Source organism: Streptomyces sp. 3-6 (genome assembly GCF_056323165.1).
The window spans coordinates 144,580-168,496 of sequence record NZ_JBWHZP010000010.1 but is presented as its reverse complement, the minus strand read 5'-3'; the positions used below and the strand labels follow the sequence as shown (position 1 = coordinate 168,496).

Genomic DNA, 23,917 nt, shown 5'->3' with positions numbered 1-23,917 from the left:
CCAACCGGCCCCCGGGGGATTTCTCCGCAATCCGGCGCGCCCGGTAGGTATGCGGGGTCCGTACGCACACGCCCCGTCCAGGAGGTCCCATGCCCGAACTCAGCCGTCGCCGCGCGCTCACCGCAGCCGCGGCCCTCACCGCCGGCGCGGGCGGCGCCGCGGCGCTCGCTCCCGCCGCCCGGGCCGACGCCCGCGACCACGGCCACGGCCGTCATGCCTCGCCGGACCACTTCGACGAGGTCTACCGGGGGCGCCGCATACAGGGCCGGCCGGCCTCCGCCGGCGGTCATCACCATCACGGCGGTCCGGCGGTCGCCGTGTTCGTCGACGGCGTGGAGCTGCACGTGATGCAGAACGCCGACGGCAGCTGGATCAGCGTGGTCAGCCACTACGACCCCGTCCCCACCCCCCGGGCCGCCGCCCGCGCCGCGGTGGACGAACTGCAGGGCTCCCCCCTGCTGCCCTTCCCGACGGCGCCCGCCCCGGCCTCGCCCGCCAAGCCGGCCCGGCCTGCCCGGCCCGCCAACTGAACCGTGCCGTCCGTACGTTGGGAGCACCACCGCACATGACCGTCCGCAAGAACCAGGCGTCGCTGACCGCCGGGGAGAAGCGCCGCTTCGTCGCCGCCCTGCTGGAGCTGAAGCGCTCCGGCCGCTACGACGCCTTCGTCACCACGCACAACGGCTTCATCGTCGCCGACACCGACCACGGCCCCCGCACCGGGCACCGGTCCCCGTCGTTCCTGCCCTGGCACCGAAGATTCCTGCTGGAGTTCGAGCGGGCCCTGCAGTCGGTGGACGCCTCGGTGGCACTGCCCTACTGGGACTGGAGCACCGACTCCTCGGTGCGTTCCTCCCTGTGGGCACCCGACTTCCTCGGCGGCACCGGGCGCAGCCGGGACGGCCGCGTGATGGACGGCCCGTTCGCCGCGTCCACCGGCGACTGGCCCATCACGGTGCGGGTGGACGAGCGCACCTATCTGCGGCGGGCACTCGGCGCGGGCGGCCGGCAGCTGCCGACCCGGGCGGACGTCGAATCCGTGCTCTCCCTGTCCACGTACGACATGCCGCCCTGGAACAGCGGATCGGACGGCTTCCGCAACCACCTGGAGGGCTGGCGGGGAGTCAACCTGCACAACAGGGTGCACGTGTGGGTCGGGGGGCAGATGGCCACCGGCGTCTCCCCCAACGACCCGGTGTTCTGGCTGCACCACGCCTACATCGACAAGCTGTGGACCGAGTGGCAGCGCCGGCACCCCGGCGCCGGCTACCTCCCGGCCTCCGGGACGCCGGACGTCGTGGACCTCGACGAGACGATGGGGCCGTGGCACGACACGAGTCCGGCGGACCTCCTGGACCACACCCCGCACTACACCTACGACGCCTGACCGGCGCTGTCGGCCGTCCGGCACTCCGGGTGGCCCCAGCCGCTGTCGTTCTTGGCGATGGTCTCGCCCGCCGCGTAGGAGCGGCCGCACCGGCACCGCCCGGGGAACTTCGCCTTCAGGGTGCGCGAGGAGGAGCCACCGCGCGGGCGGGCCGCCGCGGGCTTGCCGGACCGCCGCTTCGCGGCACCCGCGGGCGGGGCGTCGGGGGCGGGCGGCGGCTCGGGCGAGCCCAGCTCGCTGCCCGCGTCCTGCTGCACCGTCGCCGCCTGGCTCGCCGCGCGGTCCGCGAAGTCGTTGAGCCGGTCCCCGTCCACCTGGTGGGCGGGGACGTAGCGGAACTCGACGGACCGGTCGCGCAGGAGTTCGTCGATGCGCACGACCAGTTCCTGGTTGGCGACCGGCTTGCCGGCGGCGGTGCGCCAGCCGTTGCGCTTCCAGCCGGGGAGCCAGGTGGTGACGGCCTTCATGGCGTACTGCGAGTCCATCCGGACCTCGAGCGGCACGGCGGGGTCGGTCGCCGCCAGCAGCCGTTCCAGCGCGGTGAGTTCGGCGACGTTGTTGGTGGCCCGGCCGAGCGCGCCGGCCTGCCAGCGCACCGGGGTCTCCGTGTCGTCCGCGACCACCCAGGCCCAGCCGGCCGGTCCGGGGTTTCCCTTCGACGCGCCGTCGCACGCGGCCACCACTCGCTCACCCATGGCCCCGATCATGCCACGGGCGGCGGACCCGTCCGCACCGGCCGTTCCCGGCCGCCGGCGGTGGCTCAGTCCACGTCGGCGGTGTCCGGTACGTCGCCCTCGGTGGTGGTGAGATCGATCACGGAGAACGTGGCGCCCTGCGGGTCGCTGAGCGTGGCCAGCCGGCCGAAGGGCGTGCTCTCCGGCCCGAACCGCAGAATGCCGCCCAGCTCGGCGGCCCGGGCCACGGCCGCGTCGCAGTCGGCCACGGTGAAGTACACGTTGATGTACGGCGGCACCTCGGGCGGGAACTCCTCGGTCATCCGCATCCGGCCCAGCACGCTCTGTTCGCCCAGGTCGTAGATCCGGAAGTCCATCTCGTCCGCCATCTCCTTCTGCCGGTAGGAGAAGACGGCCGGGAAGAAGGCGTCGGCCGCGTCCGGATCACGGGTGAACACCTCCGCCCAGCAGTAGGCGCCGGGGACGCCCATCGCCTGGAAGCCCTCGTGCCTGCCGGCCTCCCAGACGCCGAACACCACCCCGCTGGGGTCCCGGGCCAGGCACATGGTGCCGAAGTCGCCGACCGGCATGGGGTTCATCAGCAACTCGCCGCCGTGCTCCCGGATCCGCGCGGCCGTGGCGGTGGCGTCCTGGGCCGCCAGGTACAGGCACCACTGCGAGGTGCCCTCCTGCCCGGGCATGGGCGGCACGACGGCGGCCACCGCCTTCCCGTCCGCGTACGCCTGGGTGTAGTTGCCGTACTCGGACGCCGTGTCGCCGAAGGTCCAGCCGAGCACCGCTCCGTAGAAGCTCTTGGCCCCCTCGATGTCGCTGAACATCGCGTCGGCCCAGCAGGGGGCTCCCTCGGGTTGTACGGCCATGACGGCGGCCCTCTCTCGAAACGGCGGTCTGTCCGCCTGTCGGCTTGTCGGTCTGTCGGTCCGGTACTCCACGCTAGCGACGGCCGCAGCGGTGCGCTCGGTGGAAGCGCGGGGTGTCGCGGGCGGCGGGGTCCGGGCCCGGACGGGGCCCTCGGCGGGGCGGTTCCTCCCGGGGCGCCCCTCGCCGGGCGGTCCCTCCGCGCGGGCGGCAGCCGAGGGGGCGCGGGGCCCGGTCGTGAGGTGCGCGTACCCGGAACGGCCCGCGTGACGCGACGGGCGGGGACGGGCGGGTCGAGGCTGCGGACTGCCCTACGGGGAGGTCGAGTTGTCACCGGGAGGTCTTCCGCCGCCGCCCGCACTGTGCTTGCCTGAGGGCCGTTTCCGCGGGCCGTGGGGGAGGCCGCCCTGTGCGCAAGGTGTGGATCGTTGGTGGGGTGCTGTGTGCCGTGCTGCTCGGCGCGTGCGGGGACCCGGCGTCGGAACCGATGGCCGGTCCCCCGCCGTCCGCGGCACCCGAGGCGTCGGCGACCACCCACCAGCGGCCCGCCGCCCCCGCCTCCCCCGGCACCGCCACCCCCGGCACCCCGCCGGCCACGGCCGGGTCCGCGCCCTCGCGGCGGCCGACGGTGCTGTACCTCGGCGACTCGCTCGCGATGGAGAACCAGAAGGTGCTCGGCCGCGAACTGCGCTCCGGCCTGCGCGCCCGCTACACCAGCGCGCCGTACTCCGGCACGACCCTGTGCGACTACCTGGAAGGCACCCCCGGCCGCTCCCTGGTGCCCGCCGCGGACAAGGCGGCGGCCCTGGTGCGGTCGGTGCGGCCGGACTACGTGGTGCTGCAGTTCTGGGGCAACGCCTGGGACTACACGCCCTGCATGAAGGGCGTCTCCCACGCGACCGCCGAGGACACGTACTTCCGGCGGTACGCGGCCGACGCCCGGCGGCTCACCGAGCAGATCCACGCCGCGGGCGGGGACGACCGGCCGCGCATCGTGTGGGTGCTCCAGGGACCGGACCCCATGACACCCGACCGGATCCGCCGGGTGAACGCGCTCTACCGGGAGCGGGCCGCCGCCTCCGGTGACCTGGTCGCCGACGCGGGCCGGGCGGTCAGCCCCGAGGGCGGGCGGTACACCTGGTCGCAGTACCTGCCGTGCACCGCCCAGGAACGCGCCCGCGACGGGTACTGCACCCAGCCCGGACGTGACCGGACCGCCCTGCACCGGGACGACGACCATCTGCACTTCTGCCTGGCGCCCACCACGTCGAAGCCCAAGCCGTGTCCGGTGCCCTCGCCCGGGATCCTGCGCATCGCCCGGGAGATCACGCGGGCGATCGGTGCACACGTCCGCGCCTCCGGCTGACCGGTGCGCCGGACGGCTGCTGCGGCTGCCATCGCTGTTGTGGCTGCTGGGGCTGCTGGGACTGCTGTGGCGCTCACTCGCCCGCGTACGCCTTCTCCAGGGCCGCGAGGTCCAGCTTGTGCATGCCGAGCATCGCCTTCATGGCACGGTCCGCGCGGGCCGGGTCCGGGTCGGCGATCATCTCGTCCAGGCGGACGGGGGTCACCTGCCAGGACACGCCGAACCGGTCCTTCAGCCAGCCGCACGGGCCGTGGCTGCCGCCCCCCTCGACGAGCTTGTCCCAGTAGTGGTCGATCTCCGCCTGGTCCTCGCAGCCGATCTGGAAGGAGATCGCCTCCGAGAAGGTGAACTCCGGACCGCCGTTGAGCGCCACGAACTTCTGGCCGTTGGCGGTGAACTCCACGGTGAGGACGCTTCCCTCGGGCCCCGGGCCTGCACCGGTGTGGCGGGTGACCCGGCCGAGGCGGGAGTTCTCGAAGACGGAGACGTAGAAGTGGGCGGCCTCCTCGGCGCGCCCGTCGAACCACAGGCACGTGGTGAATCCGTCGGTGGTCATGAGTACCTCCTGGCAGCGGAACGGTGGCGGGTAGCGGGAGTGGAACCGTGTCGGAATGGGAGACCGGACCGGGACCCGGAACTCATCGGTGCGGCGCGGTCCGGCCTGGAACCGGCCCCCCGCCTGTGCGGCCCGGCGGCCAGCCGCTCCCCCGGGCCGTTCCGGCCCCCGGTCCGGGCGCGCTCTGCCCGTGGCGAATCTGCCGCGGGCAGAGAACGGGGCCCGGCGGGCGCCCGCCGGTCGACAGTGGTGGCACGCGGTCGCCCCGGCCGCGTGCCGACGACCACCGGGAGCGCCATGTCCCCCTTCACCACCGGTCCGTGGCCGGACCCGTCACCCCGTGCCGAGGACGGCGGCACTCCGCCGACCCGGTTCGACGACCAGCTCGCCGACCGGCTCCTCGCCCAGCGGATCGTGCTGCTGGGCACACAGGTCGACGAGGTCTCCGCCAACCGCGTCTGCGCCCAGCTGCTGATCCTCTCCGCGGAGGACTCCCATACCGACATCGCCCTGTGCATCAACAGCCCCGGCGGCTCGGTGCACGCCGGGCTGGCGATCTACGACACCATGCGGCTGATCCCCAACGACGTGTCGACGCTCGCCATGGGCTTCGCCGCCAGCATGGGTCAGTTCCTGCTCAGCGTCGGCGCGGCGGGCAAGCGCTTCGCGCTGCCGAACGCGCGGATCATGATGCACCAGCCGTCGGCCGGCATCGGCGGGACGACCGCCGACATCGAGATCCAGGCGGAGAACCTGGAGTTCACCAAGCGGACCATCGAGCGGATCACCGCCGAGCACACCGGGCGGACGGAGCAGGAGATCTCGCGGGACGGTGACCGCGACCGCTGGTTCACGGCCGAGGAGGCCCGGGAGTACGGGATGGTCGACCGGGTGGTGGAGTCGCTCGCCGACGTCCGCCCGGCCGCCGGCCGTCCGAGGATGGGGCTGCGCTGATGGGCGGGTACACGATTCCGAACGTCGTCGAGCGCACCGCGCGCGGCGAACGGTCCTACGACGTGTTCAGCCGGCTGTTGTCGGAGCGGATCGTCTTCCTGGGCACGGAGATCGACGACGGGGTCGCCAACGTCGTCATCGCGCAGCTGCTGCACCTGGAGTCGGAGGCGCCGGAGAGCGAGATCGCCCTCTACCTGAACTCCCCCGGCGGCTCGTTCACCTCGCTCATGGCGATCTACGACACGATGACCTTCGTCCGGGCGCCGGTCTCCACGTACTGCGTCGGGCAGGCGGCGTCCACGGCGGCCGTGCTGCTGGCCGGCGGGGACCCGGGCCGGCGGTTCGTGCTGGAGCACGCGCGGGTGCTGCTGGGCCAGCCGGCCACGGGCGGGCAGCGGGGCACGGTCTCGGACCTGTCGCTCCGGGCCCAGGAGATGGTGCGGATCCGCTCACAGGTGGAGGAGGTGCTTTCCCGGCACACCGGCCACGACGTGGCCACGCTGCGGGCCGACATGGACCGCGACAAGGTGTTCACCGCCGGCGAGGCCGTCGCCTACGGTCTCGCCGACGAGGTGCTCAGCCGCCGCGTCGTCGGGGTCTGACCCGCCGCCCGCCGGTGCCACGGGGCCGTGGCACCGGCGGGCGGGCGGTGGTCAGGCGGCCAGGCAGAGTCCGCCCCGGGGAGCACGGGCCGGGGCGGGGGCGCTGCCCGGGGCCGGCCCGCCGGCCCGGCGGACGGTGCTGCTCGCGAGGTCGTGGTGGACGCGGGCCAGCAGGTCGGCCAGCCCCAGGCCGAGGGCCCGGGCGGCGGCGGCGAGGACCTCCGAGGATGCCTCCTTGCGGCCCCGCTCCACTTCCGACAGGTACGGCATGGAGATGCGGGCCGCGTCGGCGACGTCCTTCAGGGTCCGTTCCTGGGCCAGGCGCTCCCGGCGCAGCACGTCTCCGACGAGGTCCCGCCAGAGCGGTTCCCTCGGGGCGGGTGTCGGGCGGCCGGCAGCCGGTCGCAGGGGGATGACCCGGACGTCGTGGGGCGCTTGGTTCGTCACCCTCCCAGCCTAGGAAGCACGGCCCGCGGCGGAAGGGACCGGCGTTCCGCCCTGAGTGAAGCGGGCTCCTGGGGCCGGGCCCGTGACCGGCCGGAACGGAGAGTTCCGCCCGGCGGCTGCCGACCGGCGGGTGCACCCGTACCATCGAACAACGGCGTGCCTTCCCCCGTGGTGGGCACCCGTTGCCAGATGTCCGGAACTCGGTGTGCATGGGTGGGGACATGCGGGGTACCCGCACGTCCTGAGGGCGAGGCAGCCCAGCACATGTCCGCCGTGATGCTCGTGGGGAGAGGTAATGGAGACCGCCGTGATCCGGTCGCAGGCGCAGGTCGTGGACGAGAACACCGAGGCCAGAACGGGTGACGGGGACCTGCTCGGGGGGACGGATCCGCGGGCGGTGGCTCCGCGCGACGCCCGGGCGCTGTCCCGGCAGTTCTTCCGCCGTCTGACGGAGCTCGAAGAGGGCACCCACGAATACCAGTACGCCCGCAACACCCTCATCGAGATGAACATGTCCCTCGTGCGGTTCGCCGCCGGCCGGTTCCGCGGCCGCGGCGACGACATGGAGGACATCGTCCAGACCGGCATGATCGGCCTCATCAAGGCGATCGACCGGTTCGAACTCTCGCGCGAGGTGGAGTTCACCTCCTTCGCGCTGCCGTACATCGTCGGTGAGATCAAGCGTTTCTTCCGGGACACCACCTGGGCCGTGCACGTGCCGCGCCGGCTGCAGGAACTGCGCGTGGAGCTGGCGAAGGCCCGCGAGGAGCTGGCCAGCCGGCTGGACCGCGAGCCGACGGTCGCCGAGCTCGCCACCCTGATGAACATCACCGAGGACCAGGTGATCGAGGGGCAGATCGCCGCCAACGGCTACAACTCCTCCTCCCTGGACGCCGCCCTCACCGGTGACGGCCCGGAGCAGGGCGAGGCCGTGCTGGCCGACTTCATCGGCGTGGAGGAGGAAGGGCTCCAGCTCGTCGAGGACTTCCACGCGTTGGCCCCGCTGATGGCGGAGCTGAGCGAGCGCGACCGGCAGATCATCCACATGCGGTTCGTGGAGGAGGCCACCCAGGCGGAGATCGGTGAGGCCCTGGGCTGCTCCCAGATGCACGTCTCCCGCTTGATCAAGCGCATCATCACCCGGCTCCGTGAGGGCATGCTGGGCGAGCTGGGCTGCGCCTGAGCCGCCACCACCCCGAGCGACACCGGGCTGCCGTCCCCTCCGTCCGCGCACCGCGCGGAACCGGGTGGGACGGCAGCCCGGTCTCACGGACGCGTGGCGAGGGGTGGTCCGCACCCACGGTCGCGTTCCCGGGAGAGCCGTGCCGGTGACGGGTGAGGGCAGCAGCCGCTCACGTCACGTCATCGAACGATCGACGAGCAGACAACGCGCGCATCCGGCCGGCGCCCGCCGAGCGTGCCGCGCCGACGGGGGTGGGTGGACCGGTGCCGCGCCCCTGCGCGAGCCGGCCGGAGCCGTACGGGACGGCTGAACGAACGCGTACGACCCACGTGCCCGGGACAGGGACGCGCACGGGACGCACGGACACCGACGCCAGCCGTGGCCGACCCCTCCGACGGTTCAGCCGGAGGCGAGTTCAGCCGGAGGCGAGTTTCAGTTCGGCGCGCACGCACTTGCCGACCGGGACGCGTTCCACCGTGACGTTGTCGACCAGGGCGCGGACGATCTCCAGGCCGTGCCGGCCGACGCGCTCGGGGTCCCGGGGGAACACCCTCGGCAGGGTGACGCTGCTGTCGTAGACCGTGACGGCGACCGAGGCGTCCGTGCCCTCCAGCTCCAGGATGTACGGGCCGTTGCTGTGCCGGTCGGCGTTGGTGACCAGTTCGCTGACCACCAGCAGGACGGCTCCGTCAGTCCGCTCGTCGATGGTGGCGCACCAGTCGGTCCGCAGTTGCTCGAGGAAGAGCGAGGCGAAGGCCCGCGCCTCGGCGATGCATCCGGGCTCGCCGGTGAAGTGTGCGGCCCGCCGCAGCGGTTCCACGGGCACGTCGAAACCAGTCGGTATCACTGCCCCGTCCAGGTGGTCGGTCATGCGTGTCTCTCTGAAAAGCCGGGCTGGCCGGACGCTCTGCACCAGTCCGCGTACCCCGAGTCGGGCGCGGCACTCCTCCCGGCCGGTGTATGCCCGAGCACACCGGGGAACCCGGGCTGCCGGGACCCCGGCGCGGACCCGGCCCGCCGTCGGTTCCGGCGGCGGGAGGAGACACCATGAGGCACCTGCTGGCGGTGCGGAGCCTGACGATGCTACCCGTGGTGACCCTGGGGGGCGACGCCGTGGCCCACGTCAAGGACACCCTGCTCGACGCCGCGGCCGGGCACGTCACCGGGTTCTCCGTCACCGGCCGGGACCTGCTGTCCGGTCCCGTGCGGCAGAGCCTGCCCTGGCCGGCCGTCCACAGCCTCGGTCCCGACGCCGTCATGGTCCGCGACGAGCGGGCGCTGCTCGGGCTGCCGCTGTCGGCCGTGCGGGGGGACGCCTCACGCGGGCGACTGCTGGGGGCCCGGGTGGTGACCGAGGAGGGTGAGCCGGTCGGCACCGTGCTCGATGTGCTGGTCGAGGGCGGTACCAGCGGCCGGGTGGCCGCGTTCCGCCTCGCCGCCCGGCGCGAACTGGTGCGCGGCTCCCGGCACCGCCGCCACCGCGCCTACCTGCCGCGGGCCGAGGCGCTGTCCGTCTCGGGACGGACCCTCGTGGTCCCGCGGCACGCGACCGCCTACGTCGCCGACGACCTGACGGGGTTCGTGTCCGGGGCCGGTGTCCGTCACGAGCGGGCGGGGGGAGTGCCGTCGTGATGCCGTACTCGCGGTTGCGGGGACTGCCCGTCGTGGTGGCGGGGTCACGGGGCGGCAGACGGCTCGGCACGGTCGGCGCGCTGACCGTCGACGTGACCGCGGGTGAGGTGACGCACCTGCGGGTGCGGCGCGGGCGGCTGCGCGGCGGGCGCGTGCTGCCGTGGAGCGCCGTCGAGGCCGTCGGCCCGGAGGCGGTCCGGGTGCGGGTGCCGGGCGGTGCCGTGCCGGTGCCGGAGCACCACGAGTTGATCGGGCGGCCGGTGCTCACCGACACGGGCGAGGACCGCGGCACCGTGCTGGACGCCGCGTTCGATCCCGCCACCGGGCGCCTGCGGGCGGTGCTGACGACGGTCGGCGTGCTGTCCCCCGGACGTCTGCGGGGGCTCGGCGATCACGCGCTGGTCGTCCGGGCCGCCGCGGCAGGGCCAGGGGACGTCTCCCGGGAGCCCCGCCGCTGAGGTCCGCGGACCCGCGCCGCTGCCGGTCCGCTCGGCCCGGAGCACCGCGGCACCCCGTTCAGGACGAGACGACCGGCGGCGCGCTCACGGTGGCGGCGGACTCCGGTGTGTCGGACGCGGGCGGGGGCGGCGGCGCCGACGACTCGGACGCCGGGGGGTCGCCGGTCGGCGTGGTGTCGCCGGTGTCCGGTGGCGGCTCGGTGCCGGTGGTCGGCGGGTCGGCCGGGGTGGTGGGCCCGTCCGGGGGGGTGGACCCGTCGGTGGGCGGCGTGCTGGGAGTGCTCGGCGTGGCCGACGGGCTGCGGTGGTCCGGCGGCTCGGTCGGACGGTCCTTGCCGCCGGTGTCGCCGTGGTTCCGCTCGAACCAGCCGCCCTCGGCGTCGCGCACCACGAATTTCTTCACCGGCCGGTCCGAGGGCTCCACCACCACGGTGTTCGCCTCGTCGAAACCGGGCCACGGCGTGCCGGTGAGGCGGGGCGAGGACTGGGCGACCGGTTCGGTCAGCGGGTTGCCGCAGGCGCAGCGGACCCGGGGCACGCCCCGGTCGTCGACCAGGACCGCCGTGCCGGCCTGCAGCACGGCCTGGTACTGGGTGGCGGCTCCGTCGCGGTACCCGTGGTTGGTGACCCGGGTGTCCATGCGCAGTTGCAGCGGGGTGAGGGAGCGCAGGTAGCCGGGCACGTCGGACGGGGCGACGTCGGCGACCGCCGCGAACGCCTCGTTCTTGGCGGGCACCTCCCGCAGGTACCGGATCTGCTGCTCCACGTCGCAGGCGGCGGCGTCCCGGGTGCCCCCGTACAGGCCGGGGGCGGCGCCGTCGACGGTGCGCACCTCGTTCGCGCCGGCGGAGCCGCTGGGCGCCACGGAAGGGGTGGCGGTGGGCGCGGAGGCGTCCTTCGCGGTGGACTCGGTGAACGGGTCGGGGCCCTTGGCGTCGGCGGCCTGGAGGAACACCTCTCCCCCGCCCGCCTGGGTGCTGCCGCCGTCGGAGCGGGTGAACACCACGGTGAGGATCACCGCGGCGGCCACCGCCGCCGCGAGCACGGCGATGCCGGGTACCGAGCGCCACCACGGCCGCCGCCGGGGCCCGGGCGGGCCGGCGGAGGAGCCGCCGCCGCCCGGGGGCGGCTGGGAGGGTGGCCCCGACGGGGGCTGGGAGGGGCCGGACAGCGGCCCGGAGGGAGGTCCGGTGGGCCGGCCCGAGGACGGGGGTTCGACGCTCACGAGCTCTTCTTCCCGCGCGGTGTCCGCGGCAGCCGCCCCGCGCGTCCGGAAGGCCGGGCGGCGACGTGTGCGGCTGTGCGCCCTACGTTCCATTGTGTGCTCCGGGGGTGCGGCGCCCGCAAGCCGACGCGGACGGACCTTCCGGCGGGCGTGGCGGGCCGGGTCTGCTTAGCGTGGCCGGGTGACGTCACACCCCCTCTCCGCCCCGGCGGTCGCCCGGCACGGGTGGGTCCAGGCCCTGCTGACCGTGCTCGCCGGGCTGCTCGCGATGGGCGTGGTCGCGGCGCTCGGCCTGTGGGCGGCCGGGGCCGCGGACCTGCCGGACGGCGCCTTCCCCCCGGTGGTCGCGGCGACCGTGGTCACGGCCGTCGGCGGCACCGTGAAGCTCTCCGGTGACGCCGGCGGACTGGCCGGCACCGAGGGCGGGCTGACGGTCATGCCGCTCTCCGTGACCCTGACCGGGGCCCTGGTCGTCGGCCTGGGCTTCCTGCGTCCGCTGCGGCACCGGGCGGTCGCCGGGGCGCCCGAACTGGCGGGCTGGGCCGCGCGGATCGCCGCGCTGTGGCTGCTCGCGCTGCTCGGTCTGGCGTTCGGGGCCCGGCACACGTTCGCGATCTCCCTCGGGGAGGGCGCGCTGGGCGACCTCGGTGACCTCTTCGGCGTCCGGCCGGAGGTGGGCTTCACCACCGACGTGCTGCCGACCGTGCTGATCGGTCTGGTCTGGCTGGCGGGCGTGCTGGTGCTGGCCCTGCTGGTGTCGCGCGGCGCGCCCCTGCCGGGCGGGCTGCTGCGCTTCCAGACGTCGGTGCGGCCCGCCGCGCACGCCATGGTCCAACTGCTGCTGGCCTACGTGGTGGTCGCGCTGCTGATCGCCCTCGCGGTCGCCGCCGTCCGAGGCCGCCCGGCCGAGACCTTCGCGGTGATCCTGCTCGGGCTGCCCAACGTCGCCTGGCTCGCGCTGACCGTCGGGCTCGGGGCCACCTGGGACGGCAGGGTGAACGGCCCGTTCGGGCTGCCGATGCCGCACCTCCTGGACGAGGTGCTGCGCACGCCGGACATCTCCGCGCTGAACCTCGGCACGCTCGCCGAGCACGACGGCCGGGTGTGGTGGCTGCCGGTCGTCGCCGCGGTGCTGCTGCTGACCACCGCGTTCGTGATGGCCGCCCTGTCCCCGTCGCGCGTCCGGGCCTGGCAGCACGCCGTGCACCTGGCGGTGGCGCTCGCCCTCACCGTGCTGATGATCTGCCTGCTGGGCCGGATCTCCGCCCGCCTCGGGCTGTCCGTCCTCGGCATCGGCGACCTGGGCGAGGGCCTGTCGGGCCAGGTGCTGCTGAGGCCGCGGGTGTGGGGCGCCCTGGGGCTGGGCCTGCTGTGGGGCCTGGTCACGGGCTTCCTCGGGGCGCTGCCGGCCCGGCGGGTCCGCCGGCGGGGCGAGGCGGCACCGGGCAAGGCACCGGACGGCTCCTGAGCCCGGTGGCGCGTCCGGGGCGGTGCGCGTCCGGGCGCGCAGGGCCGGGTCCCGCGCGCCGACCGGTCTAGTCGGGCGGTTCGAACACCGGGAGCGCCCAGCGGGGCGGCCGTTTCGGCGGGCCCTCCTCCGGCCGCGGCACCCGGGCGGCCACGTGGGTGGCGGGGCGGGCGCTGCCGGTCGAGGCGGTGCGCAGCGCGGCGACGAAGTCCAGGCAGGAGGCGTAGCGGTCGTCGGGGCTCTTGGCGAGGGCCTTGGCGAGGACGGCGTCGGCCGGCGCCGGGAGGCCGGGGCGTTCGGCGGTCAGGCGGGGCGGGTCGTCGTACTGGTGCGCCCACAGCAGCGCCATGTCGTCGTCGCGGCGGAAGGGCGGGTGCCCGGTGAGGGTCTCGTGGACGACGCAGGCGAATCCGTAGACGTCGCAGCGGGCGTCGACCGGGCGGCTGGAGATCTGCTCGGGGGCGACGTAGTCGAGGGTGCCGACGAACTGGCCGACGGTGGTGAAGCCGGTCAGCGACAGGGACTTCTTGGTGAGCCCGAAGTCGGTGAGGTAGACGTGCTCGGGGTGGTCGCTGTCCGTGCCGCGCGCGACGAGGATGTTGCCCGGCTTCACGTCCCGGTGCACCAGGCCGTGGTCGTGGGCGGCGTCGAGCGCGGACGCCACCTGGGTGGCGATGCGCAGGGCGGTCGGCAGCGGCAGCGGGCCCTCGCGGTCCAGGAGGTGACGCAGGTCGCTGCCCTCCACGTAGCGCATGGCGATGTAGAGGATGCCGTCCGTCTCCCCCGCCTCGAACACCGGCACGATGTGCGGGTGGTCGATCGCGGCGGCGGTGCGGGACTCGTGGGTGAAGCGGCGGCGGAAGGTGTCGTTGCGGGCGAGTTCCGGGGCGAGCAGTTTCAGGGCGACGGTGCGGTCCAGCCGCAGGTCCCGGCCCCGGTAGACGACGGCCATGCCGCCCCGCCCGATCTCCTGTTCGATGAGGTACCCGGCGACCTGCTGCCCGGTCAGGTCGGCGGAGCGCCCCGCGAAGAGGCTGGTGTCACGGCTCATCGGACGTCCCCGGGCCCGGGTCCACGACGCGGGTCGGCTCCCCCGGCCCGGGCGGCGGGCCGCTGCCGGACACGACCCGGGTGGGCGGATGGCCGGCGGACGCGTCGGGGGGACGGTCCGCGGCTCGCTCCGGGCCGCCGGTCCGGCCCTCGGGCTTCCCGGCGGCCGGAGTGCCGGGGCCCGCGTCGGCGGGTTCCGGCGCGCGGCGGGGGGAGGCGTCCGGCGGTCCGGACACCACCCGGGTCGGGACGGCGTCCGGCGCCCTCGGTCCGGCGGGCGCCCCGGCCGGTCCGCCGTCCGCGCGGGCCGGCGCCCGGTCCCCGCTGGCCGGTGCCCGCGCCGGGGGGTCCTCCCCGGGGACGGCCCCGTCCGGGACCACGCGGGTCGGCGTGTACGACCGCGCACCGGCGGCCGGGCCGGGCTCCCCCGGCTCCTGTGGCGCCGCCGGGCCGCCGTCCTCCCCCGCCTCGGGCACCACCCGGGTCGGCGGGTGCGCCGGGACCCGCGGGCGGGGCCCGGGTTCCGCGGCGGCGCCCTCGGGCGCGGGCTCCCGGTCCTGCTGCGGGGGCTCGTCGGCGGCGTAGGGCTGCAGGTGGGCGCCGTCGGTGTAGAGCCAGCGGCCGTGGGCGGAGTCGTAGAGCCAGGCGGACTCCCCGTCGACCACGATGCCGACGCGCAGCCCGCGGGTGCGCTGCCGGAAGGCCTCGCCGTCGAGGCCGCCCTCCGCCAGGTTCTCGGCGGCGACCAGGTAGCGGGCCAGGGTCTCCTGGACGCGGGTCAGCAGGGGCCGGGGGTCGGCGGTCCGGGCGGGCGGGGCGTCGGAGGCGGGCGGGTCCTCGGGCACGGCGACCAGGCGGCGGCCGTCGACCCAGGCCGACCAGCCGTTGGAGCACAGCACGTGCCCCCAGTCGCCGCGCGACTCGGTGAGCCGCACCGGCAGCAGCGGGTCGAGGCCGGCGGTGGGCCGGGAGGGGTCCGGTGCCTCCCAGGCGGGCAGGCCGTGCCGGGGGACGACGTGGGTGGGCCGGAACGCGGGCGTGGTCATCGGGGGGTCTACCTCCGCATCACGACGGGTTCGTGACGGCGCAGCAGCCGGGAGACGGCGAAGGCGAACAGCGCCGACAGCACCACGAGCATCCCGATGTCGAGCAGCCACATGCCCGCCGAGTGCCGCATGATCGGGTCCGAGGTCAGGTCGCCGGGCGACATCCTGGCCAGGTCGACGGTGCCGGCCATCGCGCCGAGCGCCCAGCGCGAGGGCACCAGCCAGGACAGTTGTTCGAGACCGGGCACGCCGTCGAGTTTCAGCAGGGCGCCGCAGAACACCACCTGGACGATGGCGAGCAGCACCAGCAGCGGCATCGTCACCTCCTCCTTGCGCACCAGCGCGGAGACGAGGAGGCCGAGGGTCATGGCGGTGAAGGCGAGCAGGGCCACCGCCACGGTGATCTCCACCAGGGGCGGCATGAGGACGCCCTCGCCCCCGGGGGCGTTGAGGTCGACGCCGAGCAGGGCGACCAGGGTCAGCACCACCGCCTGGAGCACGGTGACGGTGCCCAGCACGACGATCTTGGAGAGCAGGTAGGCCGATCTGGACAGCCCGACGGCCCGCTCGCGGCGGTGGATCGCGCGCTCCTTGACCAGTTCCCGTACGGCGTTGGCGGCGCCGGTGAGCACCGCGCCGACGCACAGGATCAGCAGGGTGTTGGAGACGGTCTCCCGGGTCAGGGCGCCGCCGGCGAGGGCGCGGGCCATGGCGCCCATGACGAACGGCAGCGCGATCATGATCGCCAGGAAGGTGCGGTCGGCGCTCAGCGCGGCCGCGTAGCGGCGGACCAGGGTGCCCAGTTGCGCGGTGCGGCTGCGCGGCCGGGGCGGCGGGGCGATGACGACCGGGCCGGACCGGGGCTGGGGCGGCTGGTCGGTGGCGTCGGCGATGTAGCGGCCGTGGAAGGGCGAGGTCCGGTAGTCGCCGGCCCAGTCGCGGTCCCGGTCGCGTTCGAACGCCTCGAAGGCTTCGGGCCACTGTGCGAAGCCGAAGAACGCCAGGGCGTCGTCGGGGGGCCCGTAGTAGGCGATGCGCCCGCCGGGGGCCAGGACCAGGAGCCGGTCGCAGACGTCGAGGCTGAGCACGCTGTGGGTGACGACGACGACGGTGCGGCCGTCGTCGGCCAGGCCGCGCAGCATGTGCATCACGGAGCGGTCCATGCCCGGGTCGAGGCCGGAGGTGGGTTCGTCGAGGAACAGCAGGGACGGCTTGGTCAGCAGTTCCAGGGCGACGCTGACCCGTTTGCGCTGGCCGCCGGAGAGGCTGTGCACGGGCTGGTCGGCCCGCTGTTCCAGGCCGAGTTCGCGGATGACCTCGTCGACCCGGGCCCGGCGCTCGGCCTTGGCGGTGTCCTGCGGGAAGCGCAGTTCGGCGGCGTAGGACAGGGCGCGGCGGACGGTGAGCTGGGCGTGCAGGATGTCGTCCTGCGGGACGAGGCCGATGCGCTGGCGCAGCTCGGCGTAGTCGCGGTAGAGGTCGCGGCCGTCGTAGAGGACCGTGCCGTGGTCGGCGGGGCGCTGCCCGGTGAGGGCGTTGAGCAGGGTGGACTTGCCGGCGCCGCTGGGGCCGACCACGGCGAGCAGGCACTTCTCCCCCACCGGGAAGGAGACGTGGTCGAGCAGCACCTTGCGTCCCCGGTCGACGGCGACGGTGAGGTCCTGGACGTCCAGGGAGACCTCGCCGGTGTCGACGTACTCCTGGAGTTCGTCGCCGACCAGGCAGAACGCGGCGTGGCCGATGCCGACGATGTCACCGGGGCCGACGGGGGCGCGGGTGACGGGCGCGCCGTTGAGGTAGGTGCCGTTGTGGCTGCCGAGGTCGACGATCTCGTAGCCGCCGTCGGGCAGGGCGCGCAGTTCGGCGTGGGCGCGGGAGACCACGAGGTCGTCGAGGACGAGGTCGTTGTCGGCGGCGCGGCCGATGCGGATCGTGCGGGTGGGCAGCGGCCGGACCTCGGTGGGCCGGCGGTAGGTGCCGGTGAGCGCCGGGTGGGAGACGGCCGAGAGGCGCTCGGGGGCGGGCGGCGCCGGGTCGGTGAGCACGGCGCGCGGGCCGGTGTCGGGGCTGCCGAAGCGGATGACGCTGCCGGGGCCGACGTCCCGGGCGGCGATGCGCTGCCCGTCGGCGTAGGTGCCGTTGGTGCTGTGCTCGTCCTGGAGGGTCCAGTGGCCGTCCGTGGGGCGGAGCACCGCGTGGTGCCAGGAGACCCGGGCGTCGTCGAGGACGATGTCGCACAACGGGTCGCGTCCGACGTGGTAGTCGCGGACCGGAGTCATCCGGGTGGAACCGGTGTCGGTCTCCAGGACGAGCTCGGGCGCTGCCGATCGCTCCGCCATGCCTGGATTCTACCGATTGGTCCGTTCGGGTGCCCGGTGTGGAAACGGTGGCCGCCGCGTCCGGGCGGGGCTCCGGTCAGCCGACGGGGACGCTCAGCACCGGGGCGGTGCGCTGCATGCGCACGGTGTCCACGGATTCCGCGAGCAGTTCGTACTCGGTGGTGTCGTCACCCGTGGCGACGCGGACCATCCGGCCGGCCGCCAGCGCTTCGGCCATCTCCTGCTGCCGGGTGAGGTCGGCGCACCAGGCGCGCAGGGTGGCAGGCACGTCGGGCACGCCGTCCGGGACGGGGACGAGCGCGCCCGACGGTAAGTGCTCGGCCTCCGGCCGGGGGTCGAGGCGCTCGGCGATCCAGGAGGCCCGGTCGCGCAGCCACCACAGGGCGAGCGCGAGGGTGGGGGCCCGGTAGGTGCCCAGCGGGACCCCGATGCGGCGTCCGTCGCAGACGCCGTACGCCGTGACGTGGCACAGGAATTCGTCGTGCACGATGTCTCCCCCGCTGCGTGGCTCGCGTGTGCCGCTGAGTGCTGGACGCCCGGGGTGCGTGCTGTGCGTGAGGGCGCCGTCGCGCGGTGTGAAGCGCTCTCTTCGAGTATGTTCACGACTGAAACAGTGTCACCATGTGTTTCCGGCCAGTCTCCTGGCATATTCAGTCGGTTTGGCGGCCCGGCGGAGGCCGGGCGGAACAGGGGTGACGGGGTCCGGACGACCCCGTCGCGGAGGCACACGGCGCACCCGCGCGGCGGCCCGCACCACATCCCCACGGGGTCCGGACCCCCGCAGCGGCACGGGCCGCACCGCCAAGGGGTCCGGACAGCACCGCCGGGGGGCCGGGACGGGGCCCGGGCGGAACCGGAGGCCCGGCCCGTCCGGCCGCGTCCCCCCGGCAGGGGCCCGGGCGGGCGGTCACGCCTGGACGACGGTCACTTCCGGACGACCGCGTCGATCCGTTCGAGTTCCTCGTCGTCGAAGGAGAGGTTGCGGGTGGCCGCGACGCTGTCCTCCAGCTGGCGCGGGCTGCTGGCCCCGACCAGGGCGGAGGTCACGCGACCGCCCCGCAGCACCCAGGCCAGCGCCGTCTGCGCCAGGCTCTGGCCCCGGGAGCGGGCGATGTCGTTCAGCGCCCGCAGCCGTCCCACCAGGTCCTCGGTGAGGGCGTCCGTCCTCAGGAACGGGCTGTCGCCGGCGGCCCGCGAGTCCTCGGGGATGCCGTCCAGGTAACGGTCGGTCAGCAGCCCCTGGTCCAGCGGCGAGTAGGCGATGGAGCCGACCCCCAGGTCGTCCAGCGCGTCCAGCAGGCCCTCGTCCTCGGGGCGGCGGTCCAGCATCGAGTAGCGCGGCTGGTGGATCAGCAGCGGCGTGCCCAGCTCGCCGAGGATGCGGGCGGCCTCCCGGGTCTGCTCCGCCGAGTAGTTGGACACCCCGACGTAGAGCGCCTTGCCCTGCTGGACCGCCGCGTGCAGGGCGCCCATCGTCTCCTCGAGCGGGGTGTCCGGGTCGAAGCGGTGGGAGTAGAAGATGTCGACGTACTCGAGGCCCATGCGCTCCAGGCTCCGGTCCAGCGAGGACAGCAGGGACTTCCGGGAGCCCCATTCGCCGTACGGGCCGGGCCACATCAGGTAGCCCGCCTTGGTCGAGATCACCAGTTCGTCGCGGTACGGCGCGAAATCCTCCCTCAGCGCCTCGCCGAGGGCCGACTCGGCGGCGCCGGGCGGGGGGCCGTAGTTGTTGGCGAGGTCGAAGTGGGTGACGCCGAGGTCGAAGGCACGGCGCAGGATGGCGCGCTGGGTCGCGGCCGGGCGGTCGGGGCCGAAGTTGTGCCAGAGGCCGAGCGAGAGCGCGGGCAGCTTCAGACCGCTGCGTCCGGTGCGCCGGTAGGGCATGTCCGCGTAACGGTCGGGGTGCGGGGTGTACAACGCGACTCCAGAGGGGTGGGCACACGGGTCGGGACGGTTCGGTGGAACCGTGGGTCCACCCTGCCCCGGCGCGCGGGCAGCGGTCCAACAGAAGAATCCGATGGGATTGTGCGGTTAGGCTGCTCAATCATGGAACTCCGCCACCTCCAGCACTTCGTCGCCGTCGCCGAGGACCAGCACTTCACCCGGGCGGCGGAACGGCTGATGGTGTCCCAGTCGGGGCTGTCGGCGTCCATCCGCGCGCTGGAGCGGGAACTGCAGGCCGCCCTGTTCGTCCGGACGACCCGCCGGGTGACGCTCACCGAGGCCGGGCGGGCCCTGCTGGCGGAGGCCCAGCGGATCCTGGCACAGGTGCGGGCGGCGCACGAGGCGGTGGCCGCCGTGCAGGGCGTCCTGCGCGGGACGCTCGCGGTGGGGACCGAGCAGTGCATCGCCGGGGTGCACGTCGCGGAACTGCTCGCGGCCTTCCGGCGGCGGCACCCCGACGTGGAGATCAGGCTGCGCCAGTGGGGCTCGGCCGCGCTGGCGGAGGAGGTCGCGGCGGGGCGGCTGGACCTGGCCTTCGCCTACCGGACGGCCGGGGACGCCGACCACCTGCGGGCGATCCCGCTGACCAGCGAGCCGGTGACGGTGCTGTGCCATCCGGGGCACAGGCTGGCCCGGGCGGGAGCGCCGGTGACGCCGGACGACCTGGCGGCGGAGGTCTTCGTGGACTTCCACCCGGACTGGGGTCCGCGCCGGGCCACCGACGCGGCGTTCGCGGCGGCGGGTGTGCGGCGCACGGTGGCGCTGGAGGTGAACGACGTGCACAGCCTGCTGGACCTCGTCGACCAGGACCTGGGCGTCGCCGTCGTCCCCCGGCACTTCCGGCACAAGCGGGCGGGCCTGGCCGCGCTGCCCCTCAAGGGGGCCGGCGAGGCGGTCTACGAGACGGTCGCCCTGGTCCCGTCCCCGCGGGCCACCAGCCCGGCCGCGCGGGCCCTGATGTCCCTGCTGGACGACCACCACGGCGGCGACGGGGACCACGGCGACGGCTGAGGCCGGCCGGCGGGGACGCCGCCCGGTGCGACGCGGGTCACGCGACGCGGGGCGGTCCGGCCCCGGATGCGCCAGGGTGGACCCCATGCATGCCAAGGACATCCTCATCGACGGCTTCGGCCGGGTCCGGGAAGAGGTCCACGCCGCCGTCGGGGACCTCGCCCCCGAACTGCTCCACGCCCGGCCCGCTCCCGGCGCCAACACCCCCGCGTGGCTCGTCTGGCACCTCACCCGGGTCCAGGACGACCACGTCGCCGACGCCTTCGGGCTGGACCAGGTCTGGCTGTCCCAGGGCTGGGAGCGGCGCTTCGGACTGGGCCTGCCCCGTCACGACACCGGCTACGGCCACACCCCGGCGAAGGTCGCGACGGTGCGCGTCGACTCCCCCGGCCTGCTGACCGGCTACCACGACGCGGTGCACGCGCAGACCCTGTCGGCGCTGCGCGGGCTGACGGCCAAGGATCTGGAGCGGATCGTCGACGAGCGGTGGGACCCGCCGGTCACCCTGGGCGTCCGCCTGGTCAGCGTCCTGTCCGACGACCTCCAGCACGCCGGACAGGCCGCCTACGCGCGCGGGCTGCTTCAGGCGACGGAGTCGTAGCCGGGCAGCACCACGTCGCGGATGAGGGCGTTGCGCTCGTCGAACGGGAGGAAAGCGCTCTTGAGGGCGTTCACCGTCACGGTGCGCAGGTCCTCGGCCCTCCAGCCGGCCTCCTCGACCAGCAGGGACATCTCGCGGGTCATCGTCGTGCCGGACACCAGGCGGTTGTCGGTGTTGAGGGTGACGCGGAAGCCGAGGTCCTTCAGCGCGGTGATCGGGTGCGCGGCGATCGAGGTGGCGGCGCCGGTCTGGAGGTTGGAGGTGGGGCACATCTCCAGGGCGACGCGCCGGTCGCGGACCCAGCCGGCCAGGCGGCCCAGCTTGCCCGCCGCCAGGTCCGGGATGTCGTCGGTGATGCGCACGCCGTGGCCGATGCGCTGGGCGCCGCACACCTGGAGCGCCTGGTGGATGCTGGGCAGGCCGTGGGCCTCACCGGCGTGGATGGTGAAGGGCACGTTCTCGCGGCGCAGGTGCTCGAAGGCGGCGAGGTGGTCCGCGGGCGGGAAGCCGTCCTCGGCTCCGGCGATGTCGAAGCCGACGACACCGGCGTCCCGGTACGCCACCACCAGGTCGGCGATCTCCCGCGTGCGGTCGAACATCCGCATCCCGCACAGCAGCGTGCCCACGCGTACCGGGGTGCCGGCGGCGGCGGCCTTGGCCATGCCCGCGGCGAGCCCCTCCTGCACGGCCTCGACGACCTCGGGCAGGGTCAGCCCGCCCCGGGTCATCAGCTCGGGGGCGTAGCGGACCTCGCCGTAGACGACCCCGTCGGCGGCGAGGTCGAGGACGTACTCCTCGGCGGTGCGCAGCAGGCCCTCGCGGTGCTGCATCACGGCCAGGGTGTGCTCGAAGGTGGCTATGTAGCGGACCAGGTCGCCGGAGTTCGCGGCCTCGACGTACCAGGCGGCGAGCCCGTCGGGGTCCGTGACGGGCAGGGTGTGGCCGACGGCGTCCGCGAGTTCCACCAGGGTGGCGGGGCGCAGGGCGCCGTCGAGGTGGTCGTGCAGCACGGCCTTGGGGAGCCGGCGCAGGGTGTCGGTGGTCAGGGGCGCGGTCATGAGCGGGGTGTTCCTCGGCGGTCGGTGGGGTGCGGGTGGGTCAGGCGGCGGGCTGGAGCAGGTCCCAGCGGTTGCCGTACGGGTCCTGGAAGACGGCGACCGTGCCGTACGGCTCGTGGCGCGGCTGCTCCAGGAAGGTCACGCCCGCGGCCGTCATCCGGGCGTGGTCGCGGGTGAAGTCGTCGGTGTGCGGGAAGAAGCCGACCCGGCCGCCGGTCTGGTCACCGATCCGGGCGCGCTGCCGCTCCCCCTTCGCGCGGGCGAGCAGCAGTCCGGTTCCGACGCGGCCGTCGTCGGGCTCGACGACGACCCAGCGGGAGCCGTCGGGCCGGGTCGTGTCCTCGGCCAGCCGGAAGCCGAGGGCCTCGGTGAAGAAGCGGATCGCCTCGTCGTGGTCGTCCACGACGAGGGTGACCAGGGCGATGCGTCTCATCGGCACCTTTCCGGGGGGGGATCGACCGGAGAGGTTATACGTAAAACCCACGGATGCGCCAGTCCGGGCGGAGGCGGCGTCGGGGATCGCGGGAACCGGGACGGGAGGGGCCCGGGTCCGCGGACCCGGGCCCCTCCCGCCGTCCGTCGCGCGCGGTGGCGCGGCTACGGGTAGGTGTACGTGTTCAGCGCGGCGACGGCTGCCGCCGGGTCGCCGAGGTCGTAGCGGTCCACCGCGAGGTAGGTGGGCTTCTTGCGGGCGGCCGGCTCGCAGAACCGGCGGGCGCGGTCGGCGAGTTTGGCGTTGTCGGTACGCGCCGTGGAGGCCATCGGGACGTCCCGGAAGTGGTTCATGACGAACAGCGGGCGGAAGCCGGGCTCGGTGCGGGTGAGCGGGAGGGTGGTCCCGGCGTCGTACCAGCGGCTGTGGCAGGACCAGTCGGAGGCGCCGACGCCCGGGCCCATGGACCAGTGGTTCTCCACCGTCCACTCGCGCTGGTACATCACCCCGAAGGTGTCACGGGTGACGCCGCGGGCCGCGTCGGAGGCGCGGGTGCTGTCGGTGAAGATCAGCAACCGGTGCCCGGCGGCGGCCAGTTCGGCCATCGTGGGCCATCCGTTCTGCCGCACCCCGGTCCGGTCCGGCCGGTACAGCACGTCCTGGAGACCGTCGACGCGGGCGAGTTCGGCGCGCAGTACCTCCTGGTCGACGTAGTCCTCCAGGAACACGGTGACGAACTGGTCGGGGTGGGAGCGCAGGAAGTCCACGATCCGCTGGAGGTCGACCCAGAGGGCGACGGGCCGGCTGACCAGGGTGCAGCTGTTGTGGCAGAGGATCGCGCCGTCCGGGGTCTGGTGGATGTCCAGCATGAATCCGCGGACCCCGTCGGCGAGTTGGCGTTCGATGCCGCGGGTCTGATTGGGGAAGAGGTTGACGAAGGGCGGGGCGAAGCCGCCGTCGACGCCGTTGGCGTAGGCGTTGTGGGAGGTCAGGAAGGTGACCTGGTCGAGGCTGCGGCGGTCCGGGGGCGGCATCGGGGAGGTGACGGGGGTGACCGGGGTGAGGTACCAGGCGGCGAGGTCGCCGGGGGCGGCGCCGACGGGGAGCGGAGCGGGGTGGACGGCACCGGCGGGCTTGGGGGCGACGGCGAGGCGGCGGTCCGGGCTCCCGGGTGCGGCGAGGGTGAAGCGGCCGTCTCCCACGGGGGTGATGCTCCACGGGGCGTCGGCGCTGCCGCAGGGGACGGTCCGGGCCCGGTCACCGGCCCGGCCGAGGCAGGAGCCGGGGGCGTCGGTGTTCTCCAGGAGGTGGGTGGAGCCCTCCGCCCGCAGGCGCCACTGCTGGCGGTCCTCGTCGCCGCGGGGTCTGTGCTGCTCGACGGCGCCGCCGCGGTCGGAGGCGTTGAGTCCGGTGACGGCGCTCTGCACGTAGTAGGCGCCGGGCGGTGGGACCGCGTCGGCGCCCGCGGCCCGTCCCGGTGCCGCGATCGTCGCGGCCAGCGCGACGGTCGCGACGCAGGCGGCCAGTACGGCGTGGGGGGTGCGCATGGTGGGTGCCCTTCGTCCGGGCACGGCCGTCGCGCGGCGGGACGCCGGCGCGCGACG

General features: G+C 74.7%; 25 protein-coding genes. 11 read left to right on the top strand and 14 right to left on the bottom strand.

Annotation, left to right across the window (positions count from 1 at the left end; genetic code table 11):
- Window positions 1-89 precede the first annotated feature (89 nt).
- On the top strand, window positions 90-530 hold the full coding sequence (gene melC1, locus AC02VZ_RS15645) for an apotyrosinase chaperone MelC1 (protein ID WP_476475637.1): 441 nt from the start codon (window positions 90-92) through the stop codon (window positions 528-530).
- Window positions 531-565: 35 nt separating this feature from the next.
- Window positions 566-1,387 (top strand): tyrosinase MelC2, encoded by an 822-nt coding sequence (gene melC2, locus AC02VZ_RS15640; protein ID WP_432057493.1) that lies wholly within the window; start codon window positions 566-568, stop codon window positions 1,385-1,387.
- Here melC2 and AC02VZ_RS15635 read toward each other — a convergent pair.
- Window positions 1,375-2,094, bottom strand: a complete 720-nt coding sequence (locus AC02VZ_RS15635; RefSeq protein WP_432057492.1) for a ribonuclease H family protein — start codon at window positions 2,092-2,094, stop codon at window positions 1,375-1,377. The genes melC2 and AC02VZ_RS15635 overlap by 13 nt on opposite strands.
- 53 nt (window positions 2,095-2,147) lie before the next feature.
- On the bottom strand, window positions 2,148-2,942 hold the full coding sequence (locus AC02VZ_RS15630) for a VOC family protein (protein ID WP_476475636.1): 795 nt from the start codon (window positions 2,940-2,942) through the stop codon (window positions 2,148-2,150).
- A 407-nt stretch (window positions 2,943-3,349) separates the two neighbouring features.
- Between AC02VZ_RS15630 and AC02VZ_RS15625 the strand changes: the two genes are divergently transcribed.
- Complete coding sequence (locus AC02VZ_RS15625) at window positions 3,350-4,306, top strand: SGNH/GDSL hydrolase family protein (protein ID WP_476475635.1); 957 nt, start codon at window positions 3,350-3,352, stop codon at window positions 4,304-4,306.
- 73 nt (window positions 4,307-4,379) lie between these two features.
- On the opposite strand, the gene AC02VZ_RS15620 is transcribed toward AC02VZ_RS15625, so the two are convergent.
- Window positions 4,380-4,862, bottom strand: a complete 483-nt coding sequence (locus AC02VZ_RS15620; protein ID WP_476475634.1) for a VOC family protein — start codon at window positions 4,860-4,862, stop codon at window positions 4,380-4,382.
- 297 nt (window positions 4,863-5,159) lie between these two features.
- On the opposite strand from AC02VZ_RS15620, the gene AC02VZ_RS15615 reads away from it, so the two are divergent.
- The gene (locus AC02VZ_RS15615) at window positions 5,160-5,816 is read left to right on the top strand and encodes an ATP-dependent Clp protease proteolytic subunit (RefSeq protein WP_476475633.1); all 657 of its coding nucleotides are present in this window, start codon (window positions 5,160-5,162) and stop codon (window positions 5,814-5,816) included.
- Complete coding sequence (locus tag AC02VZ_RS15610; protein WP_476475632.1) at window positions 5,816-6,418, top strand: ClpP family protease; 603 nt, start codon at window positions 5,816-5,818, stop codon at window positions 6,416-6,418. The genes AC02VZ_RS15615 and AC02VZ_RS15610 overlap by 1 nt, the downstream gene beginning before the upstream one ends.
- A gap of 51 nt (window positions 6,419-6,469) precedes the next feature.
- On the opposite strand, the gene AC02VZ_RS15605 is transcribed toward AC02VZ_RS15610, so the two are convergent.
- Window positions 6,470-6,865, bottom strand: a complete 396-nt coding sequence (locus AC02VZ_RS15605; protein ID WP_476475631.1) for a helix-turn-helix domain-containing protein — start codon at window positions 6,863-6,865, stop codon at window positions 6,470-6,472.
- 295 nt (window positions 6,866-7,160) lie between these two features.
- Here AC02VZ_RS15605 and AC02VZ_RS15600 point away from each other — a divergent pair, with 295 nt between their 5' ends.
- Window positions 7,161-8,048, top strand: coding sequence for an RNA polymerase sigma factor SigF (locus tag AC02VZ_RS15600; protein WP_432055605.1), 888 nt, complete (start codon window positions 7,161-7,163; stop codon window positions 8,046-8,048).
- A 415-nt stretch (window positions 8,049-8,463) separates the two neighbouring features.
- Here the strand turns inward: AC02VZ_RS15600 and AC02VZ_RS15595 are convergent, their stop codons facing one another.
- On the bottom strand, window positions 8,464-8,919 hold the full coding sequence (locus AC02VZ_RS15595) for an ATP-binding protein (protein ID WP_432055606.1): 456 nt from the start codon (window positions 8,917-8,919) through the stop codon (window positions 8,464-8,466).
- A 176-nt stretch (window positions 8,920-9,095) separates the two neighbouring features.
- Between AC02VZ_RS15595 and AC02VZ_RS15590 the strand changes: the two genes are divergently transcribed.
- Together AC02VZ_RS15590 and AC02VZ_RS15585 are read left to right on the top strand one after the other, a co-directional pair.
- Window positions 9,096-9,680 carry a PRC-barrel domain-containing protein gene (locus tag AC02VZ_RS15590; protein WP_476475630.1) on the top strand — a complete coding sequence of 195 codons (585 nt, stop codon included), beginning with the start codon at window positions 9,096-9,098 and terminating at the stop codon, window positions 9,678-9,680.
- Window positions 9,680-10,138: a PRC-barrel domain-containing protein gene (locus tag AC02VZ_RS15585; RefSeq protein ID WP_432055693.1), complete on the top strand. Its 459-nt coding sequence runs from the start codon at window positions 9,680-9,682 to the stop codon at window positions 10,136-10,138. Before AC02VZ_RS15590 ends, AC02VZ_RS15585 begins: the two co-directional genes overlap by 1 nt.
- Before the next feature lie 58 nt (window positions 10,139-10,196).
- On the opposite strand, the gene AC02VZ_RS15580 is transcribed toward AC02VZ_RS15585, so the two are convergent.
- Window positions 10,197-11,363, bottom strand: coding sequence for a DUF6777 domain-containing protein (locus AC02VZ_RS15580; RefSeq protein ID WP_432055608.1), 1,167 nt, complete (start codon window positions 11,361-11,363; stop codon window positions 10,197-10,199).
- Between the two features lie 181 nt (window positions 11,364-11,544).
- Between AC02VZ_RS15580 and AC02VZ_RS15575 the strand changes: the two genes are divergently transcribed.
- On the top strand, window positions 11,545-12,831 hold the full coding sequence (locus AC02VZ_RS15575; protein WP_476475629.1) for a streptophobe family protein: 1,287 nt from the start codon (window positions 11,545-11,547) through the stop codon (window positions 12,829-12,831).
- A gap of 67 nt (window positions 12,832-12,898) precedes the next feature.
- Here the strand turns inward: AC02VZ_RS15575 and AC02VZ_RS15570 are convergent, their stop codons facing one another.
- The 5 genes from AC02VZ_RS15570 to mgrA all read right to left on the bottom strand — a co-directional run bounded on the left by AC02VZ_RS15570 (window position 12,899) and on the right by mgrA (window position 19,183).
- Window positions 12,899-13,882: a serine/threonine-protein kinase gene (locus AC02VZ_RS15570; protein WP_476475628.1), complete on the bottom strand. Its 984-nt coding sequence runs from the start codon at window positions 13,880-13,882 to the stop codon at window positions 12,899-12,901.
- Window positions 13,872-14,927, bottom strand: coding sequence for a hypothetical protein (locus AC02VZ_RS15565; RefSeq protein WP_476475627.1), 1,056 nt, complete (start codon window positions 14,925-14,927; stop codon window positions 13,872-13,874). The genes AC02VZ_RS15570 and AC02VZ_RS15565 overlap by 11 nt, the downstream gene beginning before the upstream one ends.
- 8 nt (window positions 14,928-14,935) lie before the next feature.
- Window positions 14,936-17,266 carry an ABC transporter ATP-binding protein/permease gene (locus AC02VZ_RS15560; protein ID WP_476475626.1) on the bottom strand — a complete coding sequence of 777 codons (2,331 nt, stop codon included), beginning with the start codon at window positions 17,264-17,266 and terminating at the stop codon, window positions 14,936-14,938.
- A gap of 76 nt (window positions 17,267-17,342) precedes the next feature.
- Entirely contained in the window at window positions 17,343-17,753 is a 411-nt protein-coding gene (locus AC02VZ_RS15555) for a hypothetical protein (RefSeq protein ID WP_432055613.1), read from the bottom strand.
- A 437-nt stretch (window positions 17,754-18,190) separates the two neighbouring features.
- Window positions 18,191-19,183: an L-glyceraldehyde 3-phosphate reductase gene (mgrA, locus tag AC02VZ_RS15550; protein ID WP_476475625.1), complete on the bottom strand. Its 993-nt coding sequence runs from the start codon at window positions 19,181-19,183 to the stop codon at window positions 18,191-18,193.
- A 129-nt stretch (window positions 19,184-19,312) separates the two neighbouring features.
- Between mgrA and AC02VZ_RS15545 the strand changes: the two genes are divergently transcribed.
- Together AC02VZ_RS15545 and AC02VZ_RS15540 are read left to right on the top strand one after the other, a co-directional pair.
- Entirely contained in the window at window positions 19,313-20,221 is a 909-nt protein-coding gene (locus AC02VZ_RS15545) for a LysR family transcriptional regulator (protein ID WP_476475624.1), read from the top strand.
- 85 nt (window positions 20,222-20,306) lie between these two features.
- Window positions 20,307-20,822 (top strand): mycothiol transferase, encoded by a 516-nt coding sequence (locus AC02VZ_RS15540; RefSeq protein WP_432055616.1) that lies wholly within the window; start codon window positions 20,307-20,309, stop codon window positions 20,820-20,822.
- Here AC02VZ_RS15540 and AC02VZ_RS15535 read toward each other — a convergent pair.
- From AC02VZ_RS15535 to AC02VZ_RS15525, 3 genes are all read right to left on the bottom strand, one after another.
- A complete protein-coding gene (locus AC02VZ_RS15535) occupies window positions 20,804-21,880 on the bottom strand; it encodes an adenosine deaminase (protein ID WP_432055617.1) in 1,077 nt (358 codons plus the stop codon). The genes AC02VZ_RS15540 and AC02VZ_RS15535 overlap by 19 nt on opposite strands.
- Before the next feature lie 40 nt (window positions 21,881-21,920).
- Window positions 21,921-22,313 (bottom strand): VOC family protein, encoded by a 393-nt coding sequence (locus tag AC02VZ_RS15530; protein WP_476475623.1) that lies wholly within the window; start codon window positions 22,311-22,313, stop codon window positions 21,921-21,923.
- A gap of 164 nt (window positions 22,314-22,477) precedes the next feature.
- Complete coding sequence (locus tag AC02VZ_RS15525) at window positions 22,478-23,860, bottom strand: phosphoinositide-specific phospholipase C-related protein (protein ID WP_476475622.1); 1,383 nt, start codon at window positions 23,858-23,860, stop codon at window positions 22,478-22,480.
- Between the last annotated feature and the right edge of the window lie 57 nt (window positions 23,861-23,917).

Coding starts and splice junctions, on each gene's coding strand:
- melC1 (WP_476475637.1), top strand. CDS start 90: ATGCCCGAACTCAGCCGTCGCCGCGCGCTCACCGCAGCCGCGGCCCTC.
- melC2 (WP_432057493.1), top strand. CDS start 566: ATGACCGTCCGCAAGAACCAGGCGTCGCTGACCGCCGGGGAGAAGCGC.
- AC02VZ_RS15635 (WP_432057492.1), bottom strand. CDS start 2,094: ATGATCGGGGCCATGGGTGAGCGAGTGGTGGCCGCGTGCGACGGCGCG.
- AC02VZ_RS15630 (WP_476475636.1), bottom strand. CDS start 2,942: ATGGCCGTACAACCCGAGGGAGCCCCCTGCTGGGCCGACGCGATGTTC.
- AC02VZ_RS15620 (WP_476475634.1), bottom strand. CDS start 4,862: ATGACCACCGACGGATTCACCACGTGCCTGTGGTTCGACGGGCGCGCC.
- AC02VZ_RS15615 (WP_476475633.1), top strand. CDS start 5,160: ATGTCCCCCTTCACCACCGGTCCGTGGCCGGACCCGTCACCCCGTGCC.
- AC02VZ_RS15610 (WP_476475632.1), top strand. CDS start 5,816: ATGGGCGGGTACACGATTCCGAACGTCGTCGAGCGCACCGCGCGCGGC.
- AC02VZ_RS15600 (WP_432055605.1), top strand. CDS start 7,161: ATGGAGACCGCCGTGATCCGGTCGCAGGCGCAGGTCGTGGACGAGAAC.
- AC02VZ_RS15595 (WP_432055606.1), bottom strand. CDS start 8,919: ATGACCGACCACCTGGACGGGGCAGTGATACCGACTGGTTTCGACGTG.
- AC02VZ_RS15590 (WP_476475630.1), top strand. CDS start 9,096: ATGAGGCACCTGCTGGCGGTGCGGAGCCTGACGATGCTACCCGTGGTG.
- AC02VZ_RS15585 (WP_432055693.1), top strand. CDS start 9,680: ATGCCGTACTCGCGGTTGCGGGGACTGCCCGTCGTGGTGGCGGGGTCA.
- AC02VZ_RS15570 (WP_476475628.1), bottom strand. CDS start 13,882: ATGAGCCGTGACACCAGCCTCTTCGCGGGGCGCTCCGCCGACCTGACC.
- AC02VZ_RS15565 (WP_476475627.1), bottom strand. CDS start 14,927: ATGACCACGCCCGCGTTCCGGCCCACCCACGTCGTCCCCCGGCACGGC.
- AC02VZ_RS15560 (WP_476475626.1), bottom strand. CDS start 17,266: ATGGCGGAGCGATCGGCAGCGCCCGAGCTCGTCCTGGAGACCGACACC.
- AC02VZ_RS15545 (WP_476475624.1), top strand. CDS start 19,313: ATGGAACTCCGCCACCTCCAGCACTTCGTCGCCGTCGCCGAGGACCAG.
- AC02VZ_RS15540 (WP_432055616.1), top strand. CDS start 20,307: ATGCATGCCAAGGACATCCTCATCGACGGCTTCGGCCGGGTCCGGGAA.
- AC02VZ_RS15535 (WP_432055617.1), bottom strand. CDS start 21,880: ATGACCGCGCCCCTGACCACCGACACCCTGCGCCGGCTCCCCAAGGCC.
- AC02VZ_RS15530 (WP_476475623.1), bottom strand. CDS start 22,313: ATGAGACGCATCGCCCTGGTCACCCTCGTCGTGGACGACCACGACGAG.
- AC02VZ_RS15525 (WP_476475622.1), bottom strand. CDS start 23,860: ATGCGCACCCCCCACGCCGTACTGGCCGCCTGCGTCGCGACCGTCGCG.